The following is a 25,730-nucleotide window of genomic DNA, read 5'->3' as shown; positions in this document are numbered from 1 at the left end:
ACTGTCAAAGGTTGCGTGAAAGTGGTCTTTCTTTATTCAGGTTCAGCAATGCCCACTTTGGCTAACTCTCGACGTGCAATATCGGCAGAAATTGGAATGTAGCCATCTTTAGTCACCAAGGCTTGCCCTTGCTTAGAATAGATAAAACGAATGAATTCACGCTCTATTGGACTAAGGGGTTTAATAGGGTTCTTATTCAGATAAACATAGAGGTATCGAGATAGTGGGTACTTACCTGATAAGATATTTTCCTTACTTGCTTCTACGTAGTCATGACCTGATTTAGCAATCGGCAGTAGCTTTACTCCAGACACTTGATAACCTACACCCGAATACCCAATAGTGTTGATTGCTGAACTGACAGATTGAACAACTGACGCCGAGCCCGGTTGCTCGTTAACGTTGTTTTTAAAATCCCCACCGCATAGGGCATTTTTCTTAAAGTAGCCGTAAGTGCCAGACACCGAGTTGCGACCAAATAGCTGCATGCCTCGATTCGCCCATTGATAGTCTAACCCCAAATCAGCCCAAGAATTAATATGAGAGTTAGAGCCACAACGAAGGGTCGCAGAAAAAATACTATCAAGCTGAGCGAAGTTAAGCCCTTTGATTGGGTTATCTCGATGGACAAAGATCCCTATCGCATCAATTGCTATTCTCAGCTCGGTTGGTTTGTACCCATGCTCTCTTTCAAAGGCTTCAATTTCACGATTTCGCATCGGTCGACTCATTGGGCCAAACTGTGCAGTGCGTTCTGTCAAAGCTGGAGGGGCGGTCGAAGAGCCAGATGCCTGCACCTGGCCATTCACACTAGGGTAAAGTTGCTTAAACTCTTCAACCCATAAAGTTGTCATCCCCGCTAAGGTATCAGAACCAACCGTGGTTAAGCTCCCCGTGATGCCTGACTTTTTGCTGTAGCTTGGCAGTTCCTCAGCCACCTGCCCATCAACGGCCAGTGCAGAAACAGAGAAGCAGAAGCTAAGGATTGCAAATGCGACATTTTGTTTCATCAGCTCACCACCAGTCTTGGTGGCAAAATGAATGAGAATTTGCTGCCGACGCTAACTTCACTGTGAATGTCTAGATGGGAGTCATGGTGGCTTAGCGCATGCTTAACAATCGCCAAACCCAAGCCACTGCCACCGGTGTCACGTGAACGAGCTTTATCAACCCGATAGAATCGCTCTGTCAACCGATGTAGATGCTGGGGTTCGATACCATCACCGCTATCTTCCACTTCTAAATGCGCCCCTTGAGCCGACTGATACCAGCGTACGCGAATATCTGCACCCGCAGGCGTGTATTTCACCGCATTGTAAACCAAATTAGAAATGGCACTGCGTAGCTGATCATCATCACCGAGTACACGTAAACTATTATCAACATCAAATGACAGTTTGTGCTCAAGATCCCCACTCAAACTGATGGCCTCTTTCTCCAGCACTTCTAACATGGCAGGTACATTAACGACATCTTCTAGCTCATGCATTGGCGCGGCTTCAATCTTAGATAAAGTTAAGAGCTGATTGACCAGGCTATTCATTCGATTAAGCTGCTCGGTCATCACGCCATGGGCTTTGGTCCACATTGGGCCCACCACCATGTCAGGGTCTTCGGTCATCTCTAGATAACCTTGTAGCACTGTCATCGGCGTTCTTAGCTCGTGAGAAACATTGGCAAAGAAGTTACGGCGCATCCCTTCGAGTTGCTTGAGCTGAGATACATCACGTACCACCATCAAGTGCTCACCTTCGGTGTAGGGCACAATACGTAGCTCTAGCATGCGTTCAACATTAAGTGGTGAACGCATCTCGAGGGGTTCTGAAAAGTCTTGTTTATTAAGGTACTTAATAAAGTCAGGGGTACGAATCAGATTCGAAATAGGCTGACCTGAATCATCTGGCCATTTGAAACCAAGCAGGTGCTGTGCAAGCTTGTTGCACCAAACAATATTACCTTCACCCCGAAATACCACAACGGCATCGGGTAGCGATTCGGCACCATTACGGAAACGGCGAATTAAGTTGGTCAACTCTTTGCGTTTTTTACGCTGGCGCTGCTGCAAGCGGTAAATACCGTTAAACAGAGACTCCCAGTTGTCGCTACCCGAAGGTGGAGTAAGACGCTTTTCATCCCATAGCCATGCAGATAGGCGCATCTGGTTATGTAAATGCCATACAAGCTGCAAAACCGTGGCAGCTAAAAGCAACCACGGCATATGTCCGAAGATCCAACCTACAATCACCCAAGGGGTGTAAAAAAAAGCCAGCTCCCAGGCTAGCTTTTTCCAAGTTAACCGTTCTACCACTTACCTCTCCAAATGGTACTGTTTTTACGCTTTGGTCGAGAACCGATAGCCTGCGCCACGCACGGTTTGAATCAGCTTGTCGTGTCCTGCAGCCTCAAGCGCCTTACGTAATCGACGAATATGTACATCGACGGTACGGTCTTCCACATACACGTTGGTGCCCCAAACATTGTTCAATAGCTGCTCCCGGCTGTACACACGCTCTTGGTGAGTCATAAAGAAATGCAACATTTTGAACTCTGTCGGTCCCATGTCGAGAGCTTCTCCATTTGCTGTCACGCGGTGTGAAACTGGGTCTAGCTTAAGCCCTTGGACGTCAATCACATCTTCTAACGCCGTTGGTGTGACACGACGAATAACCGCCTTTAAACGAGCCACTAGCTCTTTGGGTGAAAACGGTTTAGTGATGTAGTCATCAGCACCGACTTCAAGTCCACGCACTTTATCTTCTTCTTCACCTCGAGCTGTTAACATCACAACCGGAATGTTACGAGTTAACTCTTCGCGCTTCATATGTTTGATAAAGTTGATACCGCTGCCACCAGGTAGCATCCAATCTAGCAACACGAGATCTGGGAAGGGTTCAGCCAGTTTAGTTACCGCACTGTCGTAATCTTCCGCTTCCACCGCTTGGTAACCTTTCTGTTCAAGTACAAAGCAAAGCATTTCGCGAATTGGTGCTTCGTCTTCAACAACCAGAATCCTTCTAGACATAATCTAATAACCTTATGTAAGTTAAGTTATCTTGGGTAATTGACCCTTGTGCAACGCTAAGCATTATCACTAGCAATTATGACACTTTTGTGACCTTTGAAAACAAATTTTCATATAACTTTCATCCCACTATTGTGTGTTTGCAGTAAGACAAGCGCGGCAAAAGTCTTTATGATTGGCAACTATTTTAAAGGTATAGAGAAAGAGTATGTGGTTTAAAAACTGTCTGGTATATCGTTTTAACCGTGATATCGAGTTCAACGCAGATCAACTTGAAAAACAATTATCTGAGTTTCGTTTTACCCCGTGTGGTAGCCAAGATAAGCAGAAATTTGGTTGGGTTACCGCGATGGGCAAACATGGCGACATGATGACGCACGTTTCAGAAAACCGCATTCTTATCTGCGCCAAAAAAGAAGAAAAAATGCTTCCGGCTTCAGTGATCAAAGACTCTTTAAACGCCAAGGTAGAAGCACTTGAAGCGCAAGAAGGTCGCCCTCTGAAGAAAAAAGAGAAAGACAACCTGAAAGAAGACATCGTGATCGACTTGCTACCGCGCGCCTTTAGCCGCAGTAACTACACGTATGTGCTTATACTACCCAAAGAAGGCTTTATTTTAGTCGATGCGAGTAGCTTCAAAAAAGCAGAAGACGTTTTAGCGCTGCTGCGTAAAACCATGGGCAGTCTGCCCGTGGTTCCTGCTATCCCTGAGAAAGCGGTCGAAACAACGCTAACAGAATGGGTGAAAACCGGTGAAACACCAGTAGGCATGCAGATGCTTGATGAAGCTGAGCTGAAATCGGTACTTGAGGAAGGCGGCGTGATCCGCTGTAAGAAACAAGAGCTGACAGCAGACGAGATTCGCAGCCATATTGATGCCGATAAAGTCGTGACTAAACTAGCGCTTTGGTGGCAAGAACGTATTGAATTTATCTTAGCTGAGGATGGTAGCATCAAGCGCCTTAAGTTCTCTGACGAGCTTAAAGATCAAAATGATGATATCCCACGTGAAGACCAAGCAGCACGCTTTGACGCTGACTTCTCACTACTGTGTGGTGAGCTTAGCGCATTCTTGCCAAATCTATATGAGTGCTTAGGCGGCTTACCTCACCCTAACGCATAAAGATTTGTCACAGGACATTTAAGAGTGACCTGTGTAGCTATTGTGACAAGTATGCGCAGACATTGCTCTGCGCATCATTTCGAATATAAAACTCCCCTCAAGCGACTTGGAAAGCAATAGCTATTCTGGTCATTCATGCCTCGAACAAATTTCGTTCACATTCAACTCTGGTCACAAGTCACATTTTGACGTAAAATTTGCGCCCCCGATCCCATGTGGTGGAATCGGCCTGACTTGAGATCAGATTAAGAGAATTACACATGACTGAGAAAGCATTCGTACCAGAGCTACTGTCACCTGCAGGTAGCCTTAAAAACATGCGTTACGCATTTGCCTACGGCGCAGACGCGGTATACGCTGGCCAACCTCGTTACAGCCTTCGCGTACGTAACAACGAGTTCAACCACGAGAACCTTAAAATCGGTATCGACGAAGCGCATGCCCAAGGCAAGAAGCTTTACGTGGTATGTAACATTCAACCGCACAACTCTAAGTTAAAAACCTTCATCCGCGACCTAAAACCAGTTGTTGAGATGGGCCCAGACGCACTAATTATGTCTGACCCGGGTCTAATCATGATGGTTCGTGAAGCGTTTCCAGAAATGCCAATCCACCTGTCAGTTCAAGCGAACGCAGTGAACTGGGCAACCGTTAAATTCTGGTCAGCTAACGGCGTTGAGCGCGTGATTGTATCTCGTGAGCTTTCTCTAGAAGAGATCGAAGAGATTCGTGAGCACTGTCCTGAAACGGAACTAGAAGTATTCGTTCACGGTGCTCTATGTATGGCTTACTCTGGCCGTTGCCTACTTTCTGGTTACATCAACAAGCGTGATCCTAACCAAGGTACATGTACTAACGCATGTCGCTGGGAATATAAAGTTGAAGAAGGCAAAGAGAACGACACTGGCGACATCGTAGAGAAATTTGACCCTGCACAAGCGCAAGCGGTTGAAGTTCAGGATGAGCGTCCTGAAACGACTATCGGTCGTGGCAAACCAACTGATGAAGTGGTTCTGCTTTCTGAAGCGCATCGCCCAGAAGAAAAGATGGCCGCTTACGAAGATGAGCACGGCACTTACATCATGAACTCAAAAGACCTACGTGCTGTTCAACACGTTGAGCGCCTAACCAAGATGGGTGTTCACTCACTGAAGATTGAAGGTCGTACTAAATCATTCTACTACTGTGCACGTACTGCACAGGTTTACCGTAAAGCGATTGATGACGCAGTGGCGGGCAAGCCATTTGATGAAAACCTAATGGGCACGCTAGAGAGCCTAGCACACCGTGGTTATACTGAAGGTTTCCTACGTCGTCACACTCATGATGCGTACCAAAACTACGACTACGGCTACTCAGTTTCTGACGCGCAACAGTTCGTCGGTGAATTCACGGGCAAACGCCGTGGTGATCTAGCAGAAGTTGAAGTGAAGAACAAGTTCTTAGTTGGTGACAGCCTTGAGTTAATGACACCAAGAGGCAACGTCATCTTCACTCTTGAAGCTATGGAAAACCGCAAGTCAGAAAGAATTGAGGACGCAAAAGGAAACGGCCACTTTGTATTCATCCCAGTTCCTGAGGATATGGACCTAGAATACGGCCTATTAATGCGTAACCTAAACTCAGGTCAGGATACTCGCAATCCAACTGGTAAGTAAGCAATGGCGCTACTGATTACTGACAAGTGCATCAACTGTGATATGTGTGATCCTGAGTGCCCAAATGGCGCGATTACCATGGGTGACACTATCTTCGAGATCGATCCCGATCTCTGCACAGAGTGTAAAGGTCACTATGAAAAGCCAACGTGTCAGTCTGTGTGCCCGATAACAAAATGTATCATCACAGATCCAAATCACGTTGAAACTGATGAAGAACTATTAGAGAAGTTCGTCATCATCCAAGGTTTAGCTTAATAAAAATTACGCCGCTCATCGAGCGGCGTTTTTGTTTAGTAGTTGCTGACATTGTACTGGCATGATTGAACGTTTTTTCTTTTTCGACTTGTTGCTCGCTACCTTGGGCGCTGCGGGTTTTGGTTGTGGCTTCCAACTCGCCAGCTCCGCACCACAACCATCTCCCTGAGGTGGTTCGGCTTGAGGTTTGCAAATCATGCTCCCCTGTGGGCACTTCAAGCGCACATGCATATGGTAGTGGTGCCCCCACCAAGGTCGAACTTTGCGGAGCCATTCCCTCTCGACTTTCCCTTCCGTAGTACAGAGTTTTTCTTTAATTACCGGGTGAACAAATATCCGCGCGACTTGGTCGTCACTTGCAGCCATTTTTATCAGTTGAAAATGACGTGACTCCCAACTGTTTTTTAACAGCGCATATTGCTTTAGGTTAACCAAACTCATCGGCATTGGCTGCTCTAGATCCGTTTGTGAAAGTGGTGAGTCTGCCAAGCGTAGCCAAATATCAATATCGAGCCCTGTTTGGTGGCTAGTATGACCGGTTGAAAAGCGCCCACCTTGCGGCAATGAGATGTCACCAATAAGCAGTCTTGTTTTGAGCTTATGCTTAGTCATCTCGGACAGCCTTTGAACAAAGCTCACCGCACTCGGGTGTCCATAATATCGCGCGCGCTGACTGCGTAAAACTTGATAACCGTCACCTTGTAGTGGCAGTGCTGAACCACCAACTAAACAGCCGTTAGCATAACTACCAATGGCTTGAGGGGGTTGTTTGGAGGGCGTTGTGATTTGCTCCCAAGGCGTAGCTAAAGCGGGAGCAATAAACATAGAAAGTAAGGACGAGAGCACCGTAGCTCGCATTTTATTAATTCTCATCCCTACTCCCTAGCTAGTAATGTTCACCATTATCATAGTAGCTGCTTGCTTCTAGTGCTGTAAAAATCACGGCAACATCGACATCTTCGCCTATCATGCCACGAACTTGACTAGTGATGATCTTAGCCACAGCATCTTGAGTCTCTTGACCACGGTCAAACCATAACACTTCGACGAATGGGTAAGCTTGGCTGACCTCTCCTTCATGATAAAAAGTGGTGTAGATGTACTCAAAGGTAAAGTCTTCTCGTGGGCAATCCATATACGGCTGCAGATCGTCGATAAGTGATTTCGAGAGTGTTTGAACCGTTTGCGGCTCTACTGCTCTAAAGCGTAAATGTGGCATAACATGCTTCCTGCTATTTTATTTTTGCTCATCATAGCAAGATATTCATTAATGTCTCTCTAAATGATCATTCTTAATTTCAGGCTCGTATTTTTGTTTAATAGCGCAATTGCGACTTAAATGGCGAAGCGCACTATGCTTACTGATAGAAAGTAGAAAACATAAAGTCATTGGTATTTAACGGAGGTTCTCTTGATGCTCAGAGGATTATATCGATTAATGATACCGTTCCTGCTCAGTTTCAGTTCCTATAGCTTATCTCAAGATTGTATTGGTGTTGTTCCAGCCGGCTCTGTTCACGACTTTTGGCTATCGGTTAAAGCTGGCAGTGAAAAAGCAGCACAAGAGCTAGGGTTAGCCATTTATTTTCGCGGCCCAAAGGACGAGTCCAACATTGATGCTCAGCGCATGATCATTGACCAAGTGATAAAAAACAGGTGTATTGGACTATTGCTCGCACCCAACTCTGCAGACAGAGCTGATGATGTAGCACGGCTAAAAGAGCTAGATATTCCGACCGTTTATATCGACCGAGATACTGGCTCGGCGGAGGTTATCAGCGTTATTGCAACAGATAACTACCACGCAGGGTTCCTTGCAGGGACAAAAATGGCTAAAAAACTGGGCAACCAAGGCAAAGTAGCTCTACTAAGAATGGAAAAGGGAGTTGTTTCAACAGACGACCGTGAGCAAGGCTTTGAAGATGGTGCAACATCGTCGGGGTTAATGATTGTTGAAGACCGCTATTTAGGGTTGAAGATTGGTGACGCGCGTAAACATGCCAAAGAAATCCTTACAGGAAAAATCCAACAACTTGATGGCATCTTCACACCGAATGAGTCCACAACCGTTGCTGTGTTAATCGCTTTAGGGTCACTCGAAACACCGACTGATTTAGTTCACATTGGCTTCGACTCGAACAAAATTCTTGTAGAAGCCCTATCTGACGGTCGAATTTATGGGCTCGTGATACAGCAACCCTATGAGATGGGCTATCGAGGTGTGTACGCTTTGTATCAAACTTTTCTCGGTAACCCTTTTCCTAAAAACATTCCGACAGATAGTATCTTCGCTACTCAAGCGAATATGGACCAGACCAAGGTACGTGAAGCACTGTTAATGAAGTACCGATAAGAAAACTGTTGTTAAAACAAGTCCAGATTTGCAAATCAGTTTCCACTTGGTTGAATGCGACGCTGGGTAAGTGTCAACGAGACTAGCTCGCCATCACTTTTTAGCTGGGCATGCCAAACTCGACTTTGCCAATCAAGTGTCCGTTCAGCACTCGAGGGGTAGCGATTAAGAAACAGAATTAGCGCTTTATCAGCTTCAGCAAGTGACGACTCTTTTACCGCAGAGGCAACATCAAACTCTCCCCCTTCAATCTTTACTCTAAGCAGTTCAAAGCCATCTTGGCGCAGATGCAGCTGTAATTGAGAGAGTAAGTGAGGTGAGTATTCAGCAAACAACTCAACGGTAAGGCTCTGCTCGGTAACTTGCGCTTCGGCAATAAAGCTCTCTCGATAGTAATACAGCTCATCAGCACACCAACGTTGCTCCTCACAATGCATCCACGATGATTGAATCGTCGCTTTCAACTCATCACCTGTATCACCTGATATGACTAGCGTGTTCGCCCATAATGTTGAACTCAGCAGCACAGAGATAAAAAACACAAAACAACGATTCATTGGGTTTCCTTAGACCAATCAGGATAAGTAGGTGGTCAGATATTTATTCTGATTGGTATCAAAACAATAAAGCCGCTGAGATTCAGCGGCTTTCGTATAGCGAGTTCAATATGCTTTATGGCATCTCGTCGAACTCTGCACCTTCTTTTTCTACTTGAGGTGGCATTAAGTGTTCTTTGGTAATTCCCAGTTTCAACGCCAGTGCCGAAGCAACATAGATTGAAGAGTAAGTACCTACCGTAATACCGAGTAACAGTGCGGTTGCAAAACCGTGAATCAAAGCGCCACCTTGAGTAAACAACGCAATAACCACGAATAAGGTAGTACCCGAAGTAATCAATGTACGGCTCAAAGTCTGCGTGATTGAGCTGTTCATGATCTCTGCGGGTTCACCTTTTCGCATCTTACGGAAGTTTTCACGGATACGGTCGAATACAACAATGGTATCGTTGAGCGAGTAACCGACAACGGTCAATAGCGCCGCGACGATGGTCAAATCAACTTCAATTTGCATCAGTGAGAAGATGCCTAGCGTTATGATAACGTCGTGGGTAAGCGCCATTACTGCACCTGCCGCCAAACGCCACTCGAATCGTACCGAAACGTAGATAAGGATACAGATTAGAGAAACAAGGATCGCAAGCCCCCCCGCTTCTGTTAGCTCATCACCGACATTCGGGCCAACAAACTCGATACGGCGCATTTCAACACTTTCACCCGTGCCATCTTTGATTGCATTAAGGATTTGGTTGCCTAGCTTCTCACCCGCGACATCATCGCGTGGGCGCAAACGCACCATAACATCGCGTGCACTACCAAAGTTTTGAACAGTGGCATCGCCGAAGCCTTTAGCCTCAAGAGCGCCGCGGATATCTTCAAGGTTAGCGGGCTGTTCGAACCCTACTTCGATTAAGGTACCGCCAGTAAAATCCAAACCCCAATTCAGCCATTTGGTTGATAGAGTAAAGATTGACGCACCAATCATTAGTATCGAAAAGATAAACGCAAACTTTGACCAACGCATAAAGTCGATCGTTTTTTCTGTTTTCAATAACTGAAACATATTACTTCCTTAGATCGACAGTTTGTTAATGCGTTTACCGCCGTACAATAGGTTCACGATACAACGTGTACCAATGATGGCAGTGAACATTGAGGTCAAGATACCGATAGACAGCGTTACCGCAAAGCCTTTAATCGCACCTGTACCGACTGCAAATAGAATGATTGCAGTAATTAGCGTAGTGATGTTGGCATCGGCAATGGTACTGAAGGCGTTAGCGTAGCCTTGGTGAATCGCTTGTTGAGGGTTACGACCTTCACGCAGCTCTTCACGAATACGCTCAAAGATAAGTACGTTGGCATCGACCGCCATACCCACCGTCAGAACGATACCGGCAATACCGGGTAGCGTCATCGTCGCGCCAGGGATCATCGACATCACGCCAATAATAAGAATGATGTTAGCGATCAAGGCACAGTTAGCAAACAGACCAAATTTACGGTAGTACACCAGACAGAACAGCATGACCGCTGCTAAACCAAAGATACACGCTTGAATGCCCATATCGATGTTCTGCTGACCCATAGATGGGCCAATAGTACGCTCTTCTACGATAGAGATAGGCGCAATCAATGCACCTGCTCGAAGTAGCAACGCTAGGTTGTGTGCTTCTGCCGCAGAGTCAATGCCTGTAATACGGAAGTTACGACCAAGAGCCGATTGGATCGTTGCTTGGTTGATCACTTCCTCATGCTTAGACAAGATAACTCTGCCCTCAGGCGTGCGACGACCGCTGTCTTTGTACTCAGCAAACACGGTTGCCATCAGCTTACCGATATTCTTTTTCGAGAACGCAGACATCTTATTGCCACCTTCGCTATCTAGCGAGATGTTAACTTGAGGACGGCCATATTCATCCACACTTGAGCTTGCATCAGTAATACTTGAACCACCTAGAATTACGCGCTTTTTCAGCACCACAGGGCGGCCATCACGATCTTGCTTAATTTCACTACCGGCTGGCGCTCGACCATTGGCTGCCGCAGCTAGATCGGCTTTAGAGTCTACTTCACGGAACTCAAGCGTTGCAGTCGCACCAAGAATTTCTTTCGCACGCGCAGTGTCTTGAACACCAGGAAGCTCTACAACGATGCGGCTTGCACCCTGACGTTGCACAAGTGGTTCAGCAACACCGAGTTCGTTTACACGGTTACGTAGAATAGTGATGTTCTGCTCAACAGCATAGTTGCGAATTTCAGTTAAGCGTTGCTCAGTAAAAGTAGCGGTTAACGCAAAGCGACCATCAGAGTCTGATTGTGTAAAAATCATATCTGGGTGGTTTTGCTTTAGAATGCGCTCAGCATCAGCTAACTGTTCTTCATTACGCAGTAAAACTTCAACCGCATCTTTGCCTGAAGGACGAATTGCGCGGTAACGAATTTTCTCTTCACGAAGTTCACTTCGGAAGGCTTCCTCTTGCTGCCCAACCAGTTTTTCCATTGCAGCATCCATGTCCACTTCCATTAAGAAATGAACACCACCACGCAGGTCAAGACCGAGCTTCATTGGAGCAGCACCAATAGACTCAAGCCAATCTGGCGTTGCAGGCGCAAGGTTTAGAGCAACAATTTTATCGCTACCAAGTGCTTCATTGATAATATCGCGTGCACTGATTTGTGTATCAGTGTCGTTAAAACGTACGAGAATAGATCCATTTTCGAGAGCAATGGATTTATGAGATAGGCCCTGTTTTTCAAGAGCCTGAGTGACAGAATCCAGCGTTGACATATCTACAGAGGCGCCACGCGCCCCTGTAACTTGAATAGCCGGATCTTCACCGTAGACATTTGGAAGTGCATACAATGCAGCAATAGCGATGGTAAACACCACCATCAGGTACTTCCATATAGGATAGCGGTTTAGCACAGCGAGGATCCTCTAGCTGTTTTATAGAGACTTAAGCGTACCTTTTGGTAACACTGCAGTAACGAAATCTTTCTTGATAACAACTTCGTTGTTTGAGTTCAGCTCGATAGAGATGTAGTCGTTCTCTTCTGCGATCTTAGTAATTTTACCTACTAGGCCACCGCTTGTTAGAACTTCATCACCTTTGCCCATCGAAGCCATTAGGCCCTTGTGCTCTTTTACACGCTTAGCTTGTGGACGGTAGATCATAAAGTAGAAGATCACCGCAAACATACCTAGCATGATTAGCATTTCAAAACCGCCGCCTGCTGGAGCGCCTTCTGCTGCTGCGTGAGCTTGAGAAATAAACATTAAAAAGTCCTCTATTATTTTTTATTAATATCCAAGTTGGGCTTTCGCATTTTAGTTTCAAGTCTGAGAGTGACTAATAGAGATCGCTCTCTCAAAAATAACCTGCGTTTGCCTACTTTATTAGCAAAAGCCTCTGGCGTAATGCCAAAGGCTCTAATTCTTTTAACCAGTAATTACTGTTCTTTTGCTAGCGGTGGCACTTCACGACCACGGCGTTCATAAAACTCAGTAACGAACTCATCGAAGCGATCTTCGTCAATCGCTTTACGAATACTTTCCATTAGTCGTTGGTAGTAACGTAGGTTGTGAATCGTATTTAGACGAGCACCCAAGATTTCGTTACAACGCTCTAAGTGGTGAAGGTACGACTTGCTGTAGTTCTGACAAGTGTAACAGTCACAGTATGGATCTAACGGAGTTGTATCCGTTTTATGTTTCGCATTACGGATCTTGATCACACCACCAGTTACAAATAGGTGGCCATTACGAGCGTTACGCGTTGGCATTACGCAATCGAACATGTCGATACCACGGCGTACACCTTCTACCAAATCTTCTGGTTTGCCAACACCCATTAGGTAACGAGGTTTGTCTTCCGGAAGTTGTGGACACGTGTGTTCAAGAATACGGTGCATGTCTTCTTTCGGCTCACCTACAGCAAGACCACCAACCGCGTAGCCGTCAAAACCGATCTCTGTTAGACCTTTAACCGACACATCACGTAGATCTTCGTAAACACCACCTTGAACAATACCAAATAGGTTGTTCGGGTTTTCTAACTTATCGAAATGGTCGCGTGAACGCTGTGCCCAGCGCAAAGACATCTCCATCGATTTCTTCGCTTCATCGTGTGTCGCTGGGTATGGCGTACACTCGTCGAAGATCATAACGATGTCTGAACCTAGATCTTTTTGGATTTCCATCGACTTTTCAGCATCCATGAAGATCTTGTCACCGTTTACCGGGTTACGGAAGTGAACACCTTGCTCAGTGATAGTACGCATCTTACCTAGGCTGAATACCTGAAAACCGCCCGAATCAGTAAGAATAGGACCATGCCAGTTCATAAAATCGTGCAGGTCACCGTGCATTTTCATCACTTCCTGGCCAGGGCGTAGCCATAGATGGAAAGTGTTACCAAGCAGAATTTCAGCACCCGTACCTTTTACTTCTTCAGGCGTCATGCCTTTAACAGTACCGTATGTACCTACCGGCATAAATGCTGGTGTTTGAACTGTGCCACGTTCAAAGGTCAGTTGACCACGGCGTGCAACACCGTCTTTTTTCTTAAGATCGAATTTTAACTTCACGAAGCCTCCGGTTGTCAGAGAAACAGTCTGACGATATTTTCGGGGTTATCCCCATTAAAGGAGCGGTCGCCTTCCATGCGAGATACAAACCAACTTTTTTGGTTTGCGTCCTAGCCTACTGCTAGCACTCGTAAATTGTTTGCGTTCAGCTCAATGCTGAACATAAGAGATTCCCTATTCGTTCGTTCCTCACTCTATGGAATGACAGAGTCTGAGTTCCCCACTCAACGGAATGACATGTTCGCCTTGCGATAGCAAAATTTGTCATTCCCGAATCTAGGGACAAGATATCAGGAATCTCTCAAAGTAACCTATGCCGTTTTCTTTTTAATAAACATTGAGTCGCCATACGAGAAGAAGCGATACTTATTCTCTACAGCATGCTTGTAGGCATTCATGGTATTTTCATAACCTGCGAATGCACTCACTAACATAATCAACGTTGACTCTGGCAGGTGGAAGTTAGTGATTAAGCAATCGACTAACTGATATTCGTAACCTGGGTAGATAAAAATTTCTGTATCGCCGAAGAAAGGGGCTAGCTCAGTGCCTTTTTTCAATGCATCTTGCGCTGCACTTTCTAGAGAACGAACTGATGTTGTCCCGACGGCAATGATTCGACCGCCACGCGCTTTAGCCGCATTGATCGCTTCAACCACTTGTTGCGGTACTTCCACATACTCTGCGTGCATGTGGTGCTCATTGATATTATCAACTTTAACCGGTTGGAAAGTGCCTGCCCCAACATGAAGTGTCACGTAAGCCAACTCAGCGCCTTTCTCTTTGATTTTTTCAATTAAAGGCTCATCAAAGTGCAATCCTGCGGTTGGCGCAGCAACGGCACCTGGCTTTTGATTGTAAACAGTTTGATAGCGCTCTTTATCTGAATCTTCATCTGGGCGATCAATGTAGGGTGGAAGTGGCATGTGACCAATTTCTTCCAATACAGCCAAAACGTTTTGTTCTGAATTGAATTTCAGCTCGAACAGCGCGTCATGACGCGCAACCATTTGCGCTGAGTACTCGTCGTTCTCACCAATAAAAATGGTTGAGCCCGGCTTCGGTGACTTAGAACAGCGAACATGAGCTAGGATACTCTTCTCATCAAGAACACGCTCAACAAGAACCTCAAGCTTACCGCCAGACTCTTTACGCCCAAACATTCGTGCAGGAATCACGCGAGTGTTATTGAAAACCACGAGATCGCCCGGTTGCACGTGGTTTAGTACATCGGTAAACGTGCCATCGTTTAGCTCACCGCTATCGCCATTGAGTTGAAGCAAACGGCTAGCTGTACGTTCTGGCTGAGGGTAACGAGCAATCAGCTCATCAGGTAAGTCAAAGTGGAAATCTGATACTTGCATGTCACTAAATCTTTTGTCGTGGTTTATCTTGTCGTGATGGAAGTCGAACTGGTTCTGTCACAAACAGACGACGAGTTTTTCGCAGCCGACTAGTATATTCTGCGCGCTAGCAATAGCAAGGAAAGAGATGTGAATTATTGTAATCTTTTGCGCCTGATAACTGTTAAGCCAATCAATACAGTTGTAGAACGATTCACCAGTTGATTGATCGCAAAAAAGTGGTGGTTATAGCAGTAAAAACTCGTTTAGCTCTCAAACTCTGAATCAGAAAATTACTATATTTAAAGAGCCAAGAATAATAACTCAGGAGGCAGCCATGATTAAGGTAGAAGACATGATGACGCGTAATCCGCATACGCTTCTCCGCTCCCACAATCTCGCCGATGCCAAAAACATGATGGAAGCACTTGATATCCGTCATGTTCCTATCATCGACGCGGATAGAAAACTGCTCGGTGTCGTCTCACAGCGAGATGTCCTTGCCGCTCAAGAGTCGAGCTTGCAAAAACTCCCCGAAAGCCAATCCTACACATTTACTACGCCGCTGTATGAAGTGATGAAAACTAGCCTCATGTCAGTCGCGCCACAAGCAGGATTAAAAGAAAGCGCCGTTTACATGCAAAAACACAAAGTGGGTTGCTTACCTGTGGTTGAAAAAGGTCAGTTGGTCGGCATCATTACCGACAGTGATTTTGTCACTATCGCAATTAACTTGCTCGAATTACAAGAAGAAGTCGAACCGGAAGAAATTGACTGAGCATTTATTACAACGAATGATTGGCGCTAAGAGGCGCACAGCCCTTAGCGTTATGGTTCATTATTTCGCAAGATTTCTGGCTGGCGGGGCATGACTCTAAACAAAGGTTGATCGCGCACCGTAAGTGTAGGCTCAAGCAACACCAGGCGCTGCTGAAAAGAGGACTGTTGGATCACTTCAATCATCATGTCAAAACCAAGTAAGGCAATCTTTCTGATTGGCTGCTTAACGCTAGAAAAACCTAATGACTGAGCAATAAAAGTATCATCAAAGCCGATAATATCGACATGCTGCTTCACTTGCTTTTCTCGCAAGGCACTGTGTAGGTGACTGGCTGAAATATCGTCTGAGCAAAACACGCCTTCCAACGGCTGTTCACTTAAGGTGATTTGCTCATCAATAAATTGATGCAAACTATTTAAGTCGTACGGTGCAAGAACTCTCGACTCTGCAAGCTCTATCCCCAATTGATTCAGTGCACTTCGATAGCCCAACAAACGATCAGACTGCGTATTGCTAGCACCGATATAGCCTACACGACGATAACCTTGCTGGATAAAGTGCTTTGCAGCTAGCTCGCCGCCATGTTGGTGGTGTGTACCTATACTAATGGTATTCTCGGACGTCGCAGTTAAAAGTACCACTGGAAAGGGCAATGCATTGAGCGGTGCTAAGTGCTCTTTCTTCAAAGAACGAGGAACAAGAAACACACCATCCACTTTATGATTGATACACTCAGAAAAGAAAGTTTTCTCTAGCTGAAGGTTATTACGGCTATTAAATAGCAACAAACTGCGTCCATGTTTATACGCTTCTTCTTCCAGTACATCGACTAACTGTGAGAAAAAGGGATTAGACATGTTACGCACGATGACCGCAAATAGTTTAGTCGGACTCTTTCGCTTTTCTGGCGGTTTCTGATAGTTAAGCTCATTCATTGCTGCTTCAACGGCTTGCTTCGCCTCTGCCGAAACGCGCTCATTACCATTCAACACTCGCGATACAGTTGCAATTGAGACTCCTGCTCTTTTTGCTACATCTCGAATTGTCATTGCATACTCATCCAAACTACCAATCACTTGCCACTACATATTAACCAACACCATGTAACAAGACTTTGTGTTACATCACAAGACAATCTTAATTCGTTCAATTTCCCTCCAATTCTAGCCATTAAATCTTCACCACTATTTCAACGATTTCTAAGCGTCATTATGATTTTCTCAACCCAAGGTTATTAGGTAACGAGCAGTGCAACAACAAAAATACCAAACAATCAGTATGGCGACTGAATCAGATAAAGAAAAGTTTGAGAAAATAAAATCAAACTCAACCTTTCGACCTTTGTTTCATATAACTCCACCTCATGGGTTATTAAATGATCCAAATGGTTTTTGCTATTTCAATAAGCAATATCATTTGTTTTATCAGTGGTTTCCTTTTGACACATACCATGGATTAAAGCATTGGATGCATCTAACCTCAGATGATTTATTAAATTGGCATGAACATGGTTCACAAATAACACCAACAGAAAGTTATGAATCCCATGGTGCTTATTCCGGATCTGCTCTAGTTAAAAACGAACATGCTTATCTTTTCTATACCGGAAATGTAAAACGAGGTGATGAACGTGATGCTAATCAGTGCTTAGCAATTTTGGATAATAACAACCAGGTAACCAAACACACGCTCAATCCTGTAATTGAATCCGTGCCTCAAGGCTACAGCGGCCATGTACGCGATCCTAAAATCATCAAACACGGTAACGACTACCTTATGTTGCTCGGCGCTCAACGAGAGGCAGGCTTACAAGGTGAGATCATTGTTTATCAATCTCAAGATCTTTTAGATTGGCACTACAAAGGGCCACTCGACATTCAAGTAGATGGTAAGTTCCTTGACGCATACATGTATGAATGCCCTGACCTTCTGCAGGTCGATGGCAATGACGTACTGATCTTCTCTCCGCAAGGCGTTACTGCTGATGGAACTCGATTCCACAACAAATTCAATGTTATCTATTGCTTAGGTCGTTTCGACTTTGAGCAACTAACATTTGAAGTATCTCACTGGGATGAGTTGGATCGAGGCTTTGACTTCTACGCACCACAGACATTGGCGAATGCTCCAAAACAACAAACATTAATTGCATGGGCTGGAACTGATGAACACTTACCGAGCGAACAATATGGTTGGATTAATTGCTTAACCTTAACAAGAGAACTTGCGGTCGAAAACAATAGACTGCTGCAAAAACCGAACATAATTAATTCAAATTCATTCAACAAACAAAATGGACATTTGTTAATTAACCAAGGAGTTAAACTAGAAAGTTTATCATTTTCTTTAACACTAGATAATTTATCTAATACTCAGAATTTAACCATATCACTAAATACACAAAGTGGTAACGAGCTAACTCTCACTATCAATAGTAACTCTATTACTTTAGATAGAGAGTTATATGACCATCACCCCCTAAATTGGAAATATGGTTGTAAACGTCAACACCTTACAGACTACGACATTAACAATATTTCTTTCATATGCGACCAGAGCATTATTGAAATTTATATTAACAATGGTCGAGATGTATTTACCTGTCTTTTCTTCCCCAAGCAAGAAAGCCACCAGTTGAATATATCTGTTGAAAACGTTGCGAAGCTCAATACCCAACTAACCTACCTTACAATATAATAAAGTGGTGAACAGAATGAATTATGACGCTACCGTAAACGAAATACTGGAAAGTATCGGGGGCCTAGGCAACATCCGTAACGCAGAACACTGCGCGACTCGCCTGCGCCTAATCCTTAAGGACAATAACAAGGTCAACGCAGATAAAGCGAAAGAGATTAACCAGATAAGTGGCTACTTTTACCAATCAGGCCAACACCAATTTATCATCGGTACAGGCAAGGTTTCTCATGTTTATGATTCACTAAAACGTGCACTCGGTGGAGAGTTTGAAACTACCGACTTCAAACAAGACGCTTTCGCTGATATGACCGCCAGCCAAAAAGTCGTTCGTACCTTAGCTGATATATTAATCCCGTTGATCCCTGCACTAGTCACCACTGGTCTGTTGATGGGTCTACGTGGCATGATGCTGCATTCTGGTGTCGATTTTTCACCGGAAACGCTTGCGCTCTTTAGTATGCTAACTGATACCGCCTTTGCCTTCCTACCCGTTTTAATCGCTTACTCTGCGGCAAAGAAATTTGGTGGCAATGCTATTATCGCCATTGTTGTTGGCTTGATGATGGTTGCCCCACAACTACCTAACGCTTGGGTTGTCGCCAATGGTGGCGCCGAGCCGATGATGGTTAATCTACTTGGAATCAACTTCCCACTGGTTGGCTATCAGGGCACGGTACTGCCTGCGATATTTGCCGGTTGGTTTGTCTCGTACTTAGAGCGTAACCTACGTCGCTTTATTCCTGCCAGCATGGATTTAGTCTTTACTCCATTTTTAACGATTACCATTGCAGTGTTTGTGATTCTATTCGGCTTTGGCCCTATTCTGCAAACCATTGAACACGGCTGCACATCTCTCGTTCGTATGGCACTCGACTTGCCACTGGGACTAGGTTACATCCTCTATGGTGCCGTACAGCAAATGATCGTCATTACCGGCTTACACCATGCTCTGGGTGTGATAGAAATTGGGCTGCTTAATGAAACTGGCGTAAATCCACTTCAACCTCTAGGCACAGCATCCATGGCAGGCCAATTTGGTGCAGCTATTGCTGTGGCTACCCTGCTTAAAGACAAACTGAAGAAAAGCAATGCGTACAGTGCGTCAATGTCGACACTATTTGGCATCACAGAACCTCTGCTATTCGGCGTGAATCTGCAATACGGCAAGGTGTTTTTGTTTGGCATGATTGGCGGCGCGGTAGGTGGATTAGTCACTTATATCCTCAATATCAGCGCGACAGGCATGGGAATCACATTTATACCGGGCATTTTACTATACTCACAATCATTCTCTGCTGTTTTAGGCTACTTGACGGTTATTGCCAGTGCGTTCGCAACCTCTTTTGTACTGACTCGAATCTACAACCCAGTAAAAAATAGTCATTAACATTATTTTCGTTGGTACACCACCCCCTAGGTGTACTAACGTCTTTGCCCATCTTGCTATGCTCCGATGGGCACTTTTGTAAGGAACGAAAAATGAACAAAGTTTGGCTTACTGGCGATGCCGTGGTAGACCTCATTCCTGAAAGTGATAACAGCTACTTAAAATGTCCTGGTGGCGCACCAGCAAATGTGGCGGTGGGTATTGCAAGGCTTGCTGGTCAATGCGGATTTTTTGGTCGTGTGGGCAGTGACCCGCTGGGCCGTTTTATGGCTGATGTGTTAACCGATGAAAATATTGACGTTTCTCATCTCACCCTAGATTATCAACACCGCACCTCAACGGTCATCGTTGACCTTGATGACCAAGGTGAGCGCTCATTTACTTTTATGGTCAAGCCAAGTGCTGATCAGTTTACTCAGTTGACCGATATTCCGACGTTTCAGGCTAACCAATGGCTCCATTGTTGCTCGATTGCTCTTGCCAACGAGCCAAGCCGTTCAACCACATTAACAGCAATGAACGCCATCAAGGATGCTAAAGGCTATGTCAGCTTCGATCCAAATCTGCGCGATGAGGTATGGCAAAAACCTCAAGAGATCCGCCAAGTCGTGATGAGCGCAATTCAAATAGCAGATGTCGTGAAGTTTTCAGAACAAGAGCTGCTCTATTTAACCGATACATCGTCTCTAGACGAGGGACTAGCTGCACTCTCTCGCCACTCAATTCCACTTGTACTGATAACATTAGGTGAAGATGGTGCGCTTGCAATAGCTAACGGTCAGAGGCATCAAGTGAAATCACGCTCTGTAAACGTGGTCGATACCACAGGAGCTGGTGATGCATTTGTCAGTGGGTTGCTCGCCTATCTATCACAATGCGATGATTGGCAGCAAGAGTTCAATATTCTGGAAGCGGTTCGTTGGGGCAACGGATGTGGCGCATTGGCAACAACTGAAAAAGGGGCAATGAGCGCGCTTCCGAGTCAAACGGAACTGCTCGAATTCCTATCTAACTAGCATCTATTTGTGAGTTGTTCAGCGTGATTCATGAGTGAAAGGTTGGCTACTTCCTGCGGCTTAATGCTCAAGTCAACCTAAGTTCTGTAGCAGTTATGCACCAAGCGATAACTAACGAGAAGCGAATAAAAAGGAGCGGTCTGCACCGCTCAAAAGCATGTCAAAGTTTATGCTAGTTAAAATACCAAATCCCGATATCAGTCATCTAAAGCCTGTATTTGTAGCCAACTGATATCAGGTTACTGGCTAGGGATTAAAATTGGTCTTCTTCGGTTGACCCTGTCAGAGCCGTGACTGAAGAGTTACCACCTTGGATGGTATTGGTCATCTTATCAAAGTAACCTGTACCTACCTCTTGCTGGTGCGCTACGAAGGTGTAACCTTTTTCTGCTGCTTGGAACTCAGGACGCTGTACTTTCTCAACGTAGTGGCGCATACCTTCACCTTGCGCGTAGTCATGCGCTAGTTCAAACATGTTGAACCACATATTGTGGATGCCCGCTAGAGTAATGAACTGGTACTTGTAGCCCATATCCGATAGCTCTTGTTGGAATTTCGCGATGGTTTCAGCATCTAGGTTCTTCTCCCAGTTAAATGAAGGAGAACAGTTGTATGCCAACAGCTGATCAGGGTATTCAGCATGAATCGCTTCGGCAAACTTGCGCGCTTCTTCCAGACATGGTGTTGCCGTTTCACACCAGATAAGGTCTGCGTATGGCGCATAAGCTAGGCCGCGAGCAATTGCTTGGTCGATTCCAGCGCGTACGCGGTAGAAACCTTCTTGAGTACGCTCACCTTGAATGAAGTCTGCATCGTAAGCGTCGCAATCTGAAGTAATTAAGTCTGCTGCGTTAGCATCAGTACGTGCAATCACTAACGTTGTGGTACCTGATACGTCTGCGGCTAGACGTGCTGCTACAAGCTTCTGTACTGCTTCTTGAGTCGGTACAAGAACCTTACCCCCCATATGGCCACACTTTTTCACTGAAGCAAGTTGGTCTTCAAAGTGTACGCCCGCAGCACCCGCGTCGATCATCGACTTCATTAGCTCGTATGCGTTAAGTACGCCACCAAAGCCTGCTTCTGCATCCGCTACGATTGGCAGAAAGTAATCAATGCCGCCTTCATCTGCTGGTGACTTACCGTTAGACCACTGGATTTGGTCTGCGCGGCGAAAGGAGTTGTTGATACGCTTAACCACTGAAGGTACAGAGTCTACTGGATATAGAGACTGGTCAGGGTACATGGTTGATGCCGTATTGTTATCAGCCGCTACCTGCCAACCTGAAAGGTAAATCGCCTCGATACCAGCTTTCGCCTGCTGTACAGCTTGACCACCAGTTAGAGCACCTAAACAGTTTACATAGCCTTTCTTAGCGTCACCATTGACCAGTGACCATAGCTTGTCTGCACCACGTTGAGCGATAGTGTTGGCAGGCACCATTGAACCACGTAGTTCTACGACTTCCTCAGCTGTATAAGGACGTTTAACATTTTTCCAGCGTGGATTAGTAGCCCAGTCTTTTTCCAGAGCTTCGATTTGTTGGCGGCGAGTTAAGTTAGTCATCGGTCTATCCCTCTTTTGATGAGCGCTTCTTATGTGGGTAAATGGGCGCTATGTTTCTTTTATCCTTGGCAGTACATCCATCTCTGCCGTAGAACATTCACGTTATTGTTGTGGAGTTAGTTTCTAATCCAGGTAGTCATAACCTGGAACAGTTAAGAAATTAGTCAGTTCATCACTGGTGGTGAGTTTCGCCATCAATTTGGCAGCCTCTTCAAATCGACCCGAGTCATAACGCTCTAGGCCAATCTCACTTTTCACCACTTCGATCTCTTCTGTTAAGTACTGCTCGAATAATGATTTAGTCACCGTTTGTCCATTGTCGAGCGATTTACCGTGTTGAATCCATTGCCAGATTGAAGCGCGGGAGATTTCTGCAGTCGCGGCATCTTCCATCAATCCATAGATAGGTACACAGCCGTTACCCGAAATCCAAGATTCGATGTATTGCAGCGCAACACGGATGTTGTGACGCATGCCTTGCTCAGTAATCGCCCCATCGCACGGAGCAAGCAAGTCTTCAGCCGTTACTGGTGCATCCTGTTTACGAGAGACGTTCAACTGGTTGTTTCGTTCACCTAGTGCTAAATCAAATACCGTTAACGCAGTGTCTGCAAGCCCAGGGTGAGCAACCCAAGTTCCATCGTGCCCATTGTTGGCTTCTAGCGATTTATCGTTATGAACTTTATCTAGCACTTGTTGATTGGTTTGCGGGTCTTTCGCTGGGATAAAGGCGGCCATCCCTCCCATAGCGAAAGCACCACGCTTGTGACAGGTACGAACAAGTAAACGCGAATATGCATTTAGGAACGGCTTATCCATTGTTACCACCTGACGATCCGGCAGCACGCGATCGGGGTGTCTTTTTAGGGTTTTAATGTAGCTAAAGATATAGTCCCATCGACCACAGTTTAGACCTACGATATGCTCTTTAAGAGAGAACAAAATTTCATCCATCTCAAATACCGCAGGTAGCGTTTCTATCAGTACAGTTGCTTTGATAGTGCCAGTGTCTAAACCAAAGTAGTCTTCAGTAAAGTGGAATACCTCGCTCCACCATTTCGCTTCGTGATGAGACTGCAACTTAGGAAGATAAAAATAAGGTCCGCTGCCTTTTTTCAACAAGCTGGTGTAGTTGTTGTAAAAGTAAAGCGCAAAGTCAAACAGCGCCCCCGGGATAATCTGACCGTTAAATGTCACGTGTTTTTCTTTTAGATGTAGACCACGTACGCGGCAGATTAAAACTGCTGGATCTTGTTCCAGCTCATAGTGCTTACCATTAACCGGATTGGTGTAACTGATGTCGCCATTTATCGCATCGCGCAGGTTAATTTGACCATCAAGCACCTTATCCCAAGCCGGAGCCAAAGAGTCTTCAAAATCCGCCATGAACACTTTTACGTTGGCGTTCAGTGCATTAATCACCATTTTTCGATCAGTTGGACCTGTAATCTCAACGCGGCGATCTTGCAGATCTTTTGGAATCCCTTGGATCTTCCAGCTTCCTTCCCTGATATCTAACGTATCTTCAAGAAAATCCGGCATTTCGCCAGCGTCGATGCGCGCCTGCTTCTCTTCACGAGTAGCCAGTAGCTCGTCAACTCGGCCAGCAAACTTGTCACACAGCAGAGACAAAAAGGTTTGGGCTTCAACAGGGAAAATCGCCTGATGCTCTGGTGAAAGGGTACCAGTGACATCAAGCATGCCTTCGGTTAGTAGGGTTTCTTGGGCTTCTACTGTTGTTTCTTCTCTATCTGGTGTGTTGGCAAGCATAATTTCTTCCTTAACTATCCAGAGTGTTGAAACTGGGTGCTGTTCACTCACCTTTAATTTGTTTCTGTCACTCGGGTATTGCTTGGTCTATTTCAAGTTACATTTGTAACTATCAAACAACAATCAAACATCCACATTGACCATCGCTTGTTTGGTTTTTTTTGTTTCATCGGCTATTAGATTGACTGAGCAGAAACCGCTTTTCAATCTAGACATAAGTCTTACTAAGCCTGCATTTAAGCTATACCAACATGCGTTTAAGTAAAAGAGCAAAAGTAAACAAACCGTTAAATTCAAAGTTTTATTCGGTCAGCCTAAAACTATTGATTTGGGTCACCAAAACGTAAGTAATTACGTAATTTAATTACAGTAAAATTAAGCTTGTAAAAACGTTTTAAACAAACGTTTGATTATCAGCGATTGAGAGAAAACCCAATTAGGGCTGGGCTTATAGATGATATGCAACGGAGAGATCAAACAGGGAAAATTTGACTGGTTGTAAAATTGACACTGTGAAATTTCACAATTTAATGAAAGCTTCATCAAGATTTCTTTGTGAAATTTTACAAGTTAAAGTTTACCAACAGAATAAAATGCTAAAAAACGCACAAAACCCAGTGCGCTTTTTATGGATATAACTAGGTAATCAGCTACGACTTATCGCTAAAGTAGCTCTGATACAACATCTGCTAATTGATTAAAAGTATTCACTCGAGACGAGCTTGGACGCCAAACTAAGCCAATATGGCGATGAGCCTGCTGTCCAGGTGCATCGACCACAACCAAATTTTGGTTTTCAATCAAACCGTGATCAATCGCCATTTGCGGGATAAAGGTGGTCCCCATTCCGTTGGCCACCATTTGAACCAAGGTGTGTAAACTCGTAGCAGAAAACGGATTAATCTTTTCTTTGTCGGTGAGCTGGCACGCAGAGACCGCATGCTCTGTTAAGCAGTGTTCTTTCTCTAGCAGAAAGACGAACTCATTTGGCAAGTCAGCATATTTAATCGGTGTTTGAATTGCGTCGGCTTGGTTTTGACTGATGATCATCCGGAAAGGGTCGTTACCCACAATTCGACTGTCCATACCGTCAATTTCAACCGGCAACGCCAAAATCAGCACATCAAGTTCACCATGACGAAGCGCATCTAATAAATTAGTAGTGGTGTCTTCTCTTAATAGAAGGTTAAGCTGTGGAAAACGCTGGTTGACTTCCTGAACTAAATCGCACAACAAGAAAGGAGCAATCGTCGGAATACAGCCGACGCGCAACTGCCCTTCCATTTCCCCACCTTGGCACAGACGCCCCAACTCGACTAAGTCTTGCCCTTTAGCCAGTAGCTCTCGCCCTTGCTGAACAACGAGTTCTCCTGCCCTAGTAAAGACTAGCGGGCTCTTTTTATCTTTCTTTTCATAAAGAGGGCACCCAATCAGCTCTTCAAAGTTCTGAATGCCTTTACTTAAGGTCGATTGGCTAACGAAGCATTTTTCAGCTGCATCACTAAAATGGCGGGTTTCATACAAGGTGATCAGATAATGTAACTGTTTGAGGCTAGGCCACTTATTCATAGATTTATTTACAATTTCCGGGTAGATATTGACCAA

At 45.0% G+C, this 25,730-nt stretch carries 23 protein-coding genes; 8 read left to right on the top strand and 15 right to left on the bottom strand.

Features of this window, described 5'->3' with window-relative positions; genetic code table 11:
• Positions 1-32: 32 nt before the first annotated feature.
• From ZX61_RS20790 to phoB, 3 genes are read right to left on the bottom strand one after another with little or no spacing between them, the layout of a single operon-like run.
• Positions 33-1,010, bottom strand: a complete 978-nt coding sequence (locus ZX61_RS20790; protein WP_049846498.1) for a PstS family phosphate ABC transporter substrate-binding protein — start codon at positions 1,008-1,010, stop codon at positions 33-35.
• Positions 1,010-2,308: a phosphate regulon sensor histidine kinase PhoR gene (gene phoR, locus ZX61_RS20785; RefSeq protein ID WP_049846497.1), complete on the bottom strand. Its 1,299-nt coding sequence runs from the start codon at positions 2,306-2,308 to the stop codon at positions 1,010-1,012. Before phoR ends, ZX61_RS20790 begins: the two co-directional genes overlap by 1 nt.
• Before the next feature lie 24 nt (positions 2,309-2,332).
• Positions 2,333-3,022, bottom strand: a complete 690-nt coding sequence (gene phoB, locus ZX61_RS20780) for a phosphate regulon transcriptional regulator PhoB (protein WP_049846496.1) — start codon at positions 3,020-3,022, stop codon at positions 2,333-2,335.
• A 208-nt stretch (positions 3,023-3,230) separates the two neighbouring features.
• On the opposite strand from phoB, the gene rdgC reads away from it, so the two are divergent.
• The 3 genes from rdgC (at position 3,231) to ZX61_RS20765 (ending at position 6,061) form a co-directional block, all read left to right on the top strand.
• The gene (gene rdgC, locus ZX61_RS20775) at positions 3,231-4,145 is read left to right on the top strand and encodes a recombination-associated protein RdgC (protein WP_049846495.1); all 915 of its coding nucleotides are present in this window, start codon (positions 3,231-3,233) and stop codon (positions 4,143-4,145) included.
• A 260-nt stretch (positions 4,146-4,405) separates the two neighbouring features.
• Positions 4,406-5,803 carry a prephenate-dependent tRNA uridine(34) hydroxylase TrhP gene (gene trhP, locus ZX61_RS20770; protein ID WP_049846494.1) on the top strand — a complete coding sequence of 466 codons (1,398 nt, stop codon included), beginning with the start codon at positions 4,406-4,408 and terminating at the stop codon, positions 5,801-5,803.
• Positions 5,804-5,806: 3 nt separating this feature from the next.
• On the top strand, positions 5,807-6,061 hold the full coding sequence (locus ZX61_RS20765; protein ID WP_004747928.1) for a YfhL family 4Fe-4S dicluster ferredoxin: 255 nt from the start codon (positions 5,807-5,809) through the stop codon (positions 6,059-6,061).
• A gap of 15 nt (positions 6,062-6,076) precedes the next feature.
• On the opposite strand, the gene mepA is transcribed toward ZX61_RS20765, so the two are convergent.
• Together mepA and ZX61_RS20755 are read right to left on the bottom strand one after the other, a co-directional pair.
• Complete coding sequence (mepA, locus tag ZX61_RS20760) at positions 6,077-6,919, bottom strand: penicillin-insensitive murein endopeptidase (protein ID WP_200904269.1); 843 nt, start codon at positions 6,917-6,919, stop codon at positions 6,077-6,079.
• 28 nt (positions 6,920-6,947) lie between these two features.
• The gene (locus tag ZX61_RS20755; protein ID WP_049846492.1) at positions 6,948-7,280 is read right to left on the bottom strand and encodes a DUF1904 domain-containing protein; all 333 of its coding nucleotides are present in this window, start codon (positions 7,278-7,280) and stop codon (positions 6,948-6,950) included.
• A gap of 195 nt (positions 7,281-7,475) precedes the next feature.
• Here ZX61_RS20755 and ZX61_RS20750 point away from each other — a divergent pair, with 195 nt between their 5' ends.
• Positions 7,476-8,414 carry an ABC transporter substrate-binding protein gene (locus ZX61_RS20750; RefSeq protein ID WP_049846491.1) on the top strand — a complete coding sequence of 313 codons (939 nt, stop codon included), beginning with the start codon at positions 7,476-7,478 and terminating at the stop codon, positions 8,412-8,414.
• Positions 8,415-8,449: 35 nt separating this feature from the next.
• Here ZX61_RS20750 and ZX61_RS20745 read toward each other — a convergent pair whose 3' ends face one another.
• The 6 genes from ZX61_RS20745 to queA form a co-directional block, all read right to left on the bottom strand.
• Positions 8,450-8,971: a hypothetical protein gene (locus ZX61_RS20745; protein ID WP_049846490.1), complete on the bottom strand. Its 522-nt coding sequence runs from the start codon at positions 8,969-8,971 to the stop codon at positions 8,450-8,452.
• Between the two features lie 115 nt (positions 8,972-9,086).
• Entirely contained in the window at positions 9,087-10,034 is a 948-nt protein-coding gene (secF, locus tag ZX61_RS20740; protein WP_049846489.1) for a protein translocase subunit SecF, read from the bottom strand.
• Between the two features lie 9 nt (positions 10,035-10,043).
• Positions 10,044-11,900 carry a protein translocase subunit SecD gene (gene secD / locus ZX61_RS20735; RefSeq protein ID WP_074181735.1) on the bottom strand — a complete coding sequence of 619 codons (1,857 nt, stop codon included), beginning with the start codon at positions 11,898-11,900 and terminating at the stop codon, positions 10,044-10,046.
• Between the two features lie 21 nt (positions 11,901-11,921).
• Positions 11,922-12,251: a preprotein translocase subunit YajC gene (yajC, locus tag ZX61_RS20730; protein ID WP_049846487.1), complete on the bottom strand. Its 330-nt coding sequence runs from the start codon at positions 12,249-12,251 to the stop codon at positions 11,922-11,924.
• 173 nt (positions 12,252-12,424) lie between these two features.
• On the bottom strand, positions 12,425-13,561 hold the full coding sequence (tgt, locus tag ZX61_RS20725) for a tRNA guanosine(34) transglycosylase Tgt (RefSeq protein ID WP_049846486.1): 1,137 nt from the start codon (positions 13,559-13,561) through the stop codon (positions 12,425-12,427).
• A gap of 311 nt (positions 13,562-13,872) precedes the next feature.
• On the bottom strand, positions 13,873-14,925 hold the full coding sequence (gene queA, locus ZX61_RS20720; RefSeq protein ID WP_049846485.1) for a tRNA preQ1(34) S-adenosylmethionine ribosyltransferase-isomerase QueA: 1,053 nt from the start codon (positions 14,923-14,925) through the stop codon (positions 13,873-13,875).
• A 316-nt stretch (positions 14,926-15,241) separates the two neighbouring features.
• Here queA and ZX61_RS20715 point away from each other — a divergent pair, with 316 nt between their 5' ends.
• A complete protein-coding gene (locus ZX61_RS20715; protein WP_049846484.1) occupies positions 15,242-15,682 on the top strand; it encodes a CBS domain-containing protein in 441 nt (146 codons plus the stop codon).
• A 50-nt stretch (positions 15,683-15,732) separates the two neighbouring features.
• Here the strand turns inward: ZX61_RS20715 and ZX61_RS20710 are convergent, their stop codons facing one another.
• Positions 15,733-16,734: a LacI family DNA-binding transcriptional regulator gene (locus ZX61_RS20710; RefSeq protein WP_049846483.1), complete on the bottom strand. Its 1,002-nt coding sequence runs from the start codon at positions 16,732-16,734 to the stop codon at positions 15,733-15,735.
• A gap of 199 nt (positions 16,735-16,933) precedes the next feature.
• Here ZX61_RS20710 and ZX61_RS20705 point away from each other — a divergent pair, with 199 nt between their 5' ends.
• The 3 genes from ZX61_RS20705 (at position 16,934) to ZX61_RS20695 (ending at position 20,788) form a co-directional block, all read left to right on the top strand.
• Complete coding sequence (locus ZX61_RS20705) at positions 16,934-18,382, top strand: glycoside hydrolase family 32 protein (RefSeq protein ID WP_049846482.1); 1,449 nt, start codon at positions 16,934-16,936, stop codon at positions 18,380-18,382.
• Positions 18,383-18,398: 16 nt separating this feature from the next.
• Positions 18,399-19,772 (top strand): PTS transporter subunit EIIC, encoded by a 1,374-nt coding sequence (locus tag ZX61_RS20700; RefSeq protein WP_049846481.1) that lies wholly within the window; start codon positions 18,399-18,401, stop codon positions 19,770-19,772.
• A 92-nt stretch (positions 19,773-19,864) separates the two neighbouring features.
• On the top strand, positions 19,865-20,788 hold the full coding sequence (locus ZX61_RS20695; protein ID WP_049846480.1) for an aminoimidazole riboside kinase: 924 nt from the start codon (positions 19,865-19,867) through the stop codon (positions 20,786-20,788).
• A 253-nt stretch (positions 20,789-21,041) separates the two neighbouring features.
• On the opposite strand, the gene aceA is transcribed toward ZX61_RS20695, so the two are convergent.
• The 3 genes from aceA to ZX61_RS20680 all read right to left on the bottom strand — a co-directional run bounded on the left by aceA (position 21,042) and on the right by ZX61_RS20680 (position 25,694).
• Positions 21,042-22,355 carry an isocitrate lyase gene (aceA, locus tag ZX61_RS20690; RefSeq protein WP_049846479.1) on the bottom strand — a complete coding sequence of 438 codons (1,314 nt, stop codon included), beginning with the start codon at positions 22,353-22,355 and terminating at the stop codon, positions 21,042-21,044.
• 123 nt (positions 22,356-22,478) lie between these two features.
• Positions 22,479-24,125 carry a malate synthase A gene (gene aceB, locus ZX61_RS20685; RefSeq protein WP_049846478.1) on the bottom strand — a complete coding sequence of 549 codons (1,647 nt, stop codon included), beginning with the start codon at positions 24,123-24,125 and terminating at the stop codon, positions 22,479-22,481.
• A 663-nt stretch (positions 24,126-24,788) separates the two neighbouring features.
• The gene (locus ZX61_RS20680) at positions 24,789-25,694 is read right to left on the bottom strand and encodes a hydrogen peroxide-inducible genes activator (RefSeq protein WP_049846991.1); all 906 of its coding nucleotides are present in this window, start codon (positions 25,692-25,694) and stop codon (positions 24,789-24,791) included.
• Between the last annotated feature and the right edge of the window lie 36 nt (positions 25,695-25,730).

The sequence above is a fragment of the Vibrio sp. VPAP30 genome (genome assembly GCF_001188205.1).
Lineage (GTDB): Bacteria > Pseudomonadota > Gammaproteobacteria > Enterobacterales > Vibrionaceae > Vibrio > Vibrio bivalvicida.
This window is presented reverse-complemented; position numbering and strand designations above follow the sequence as displayed.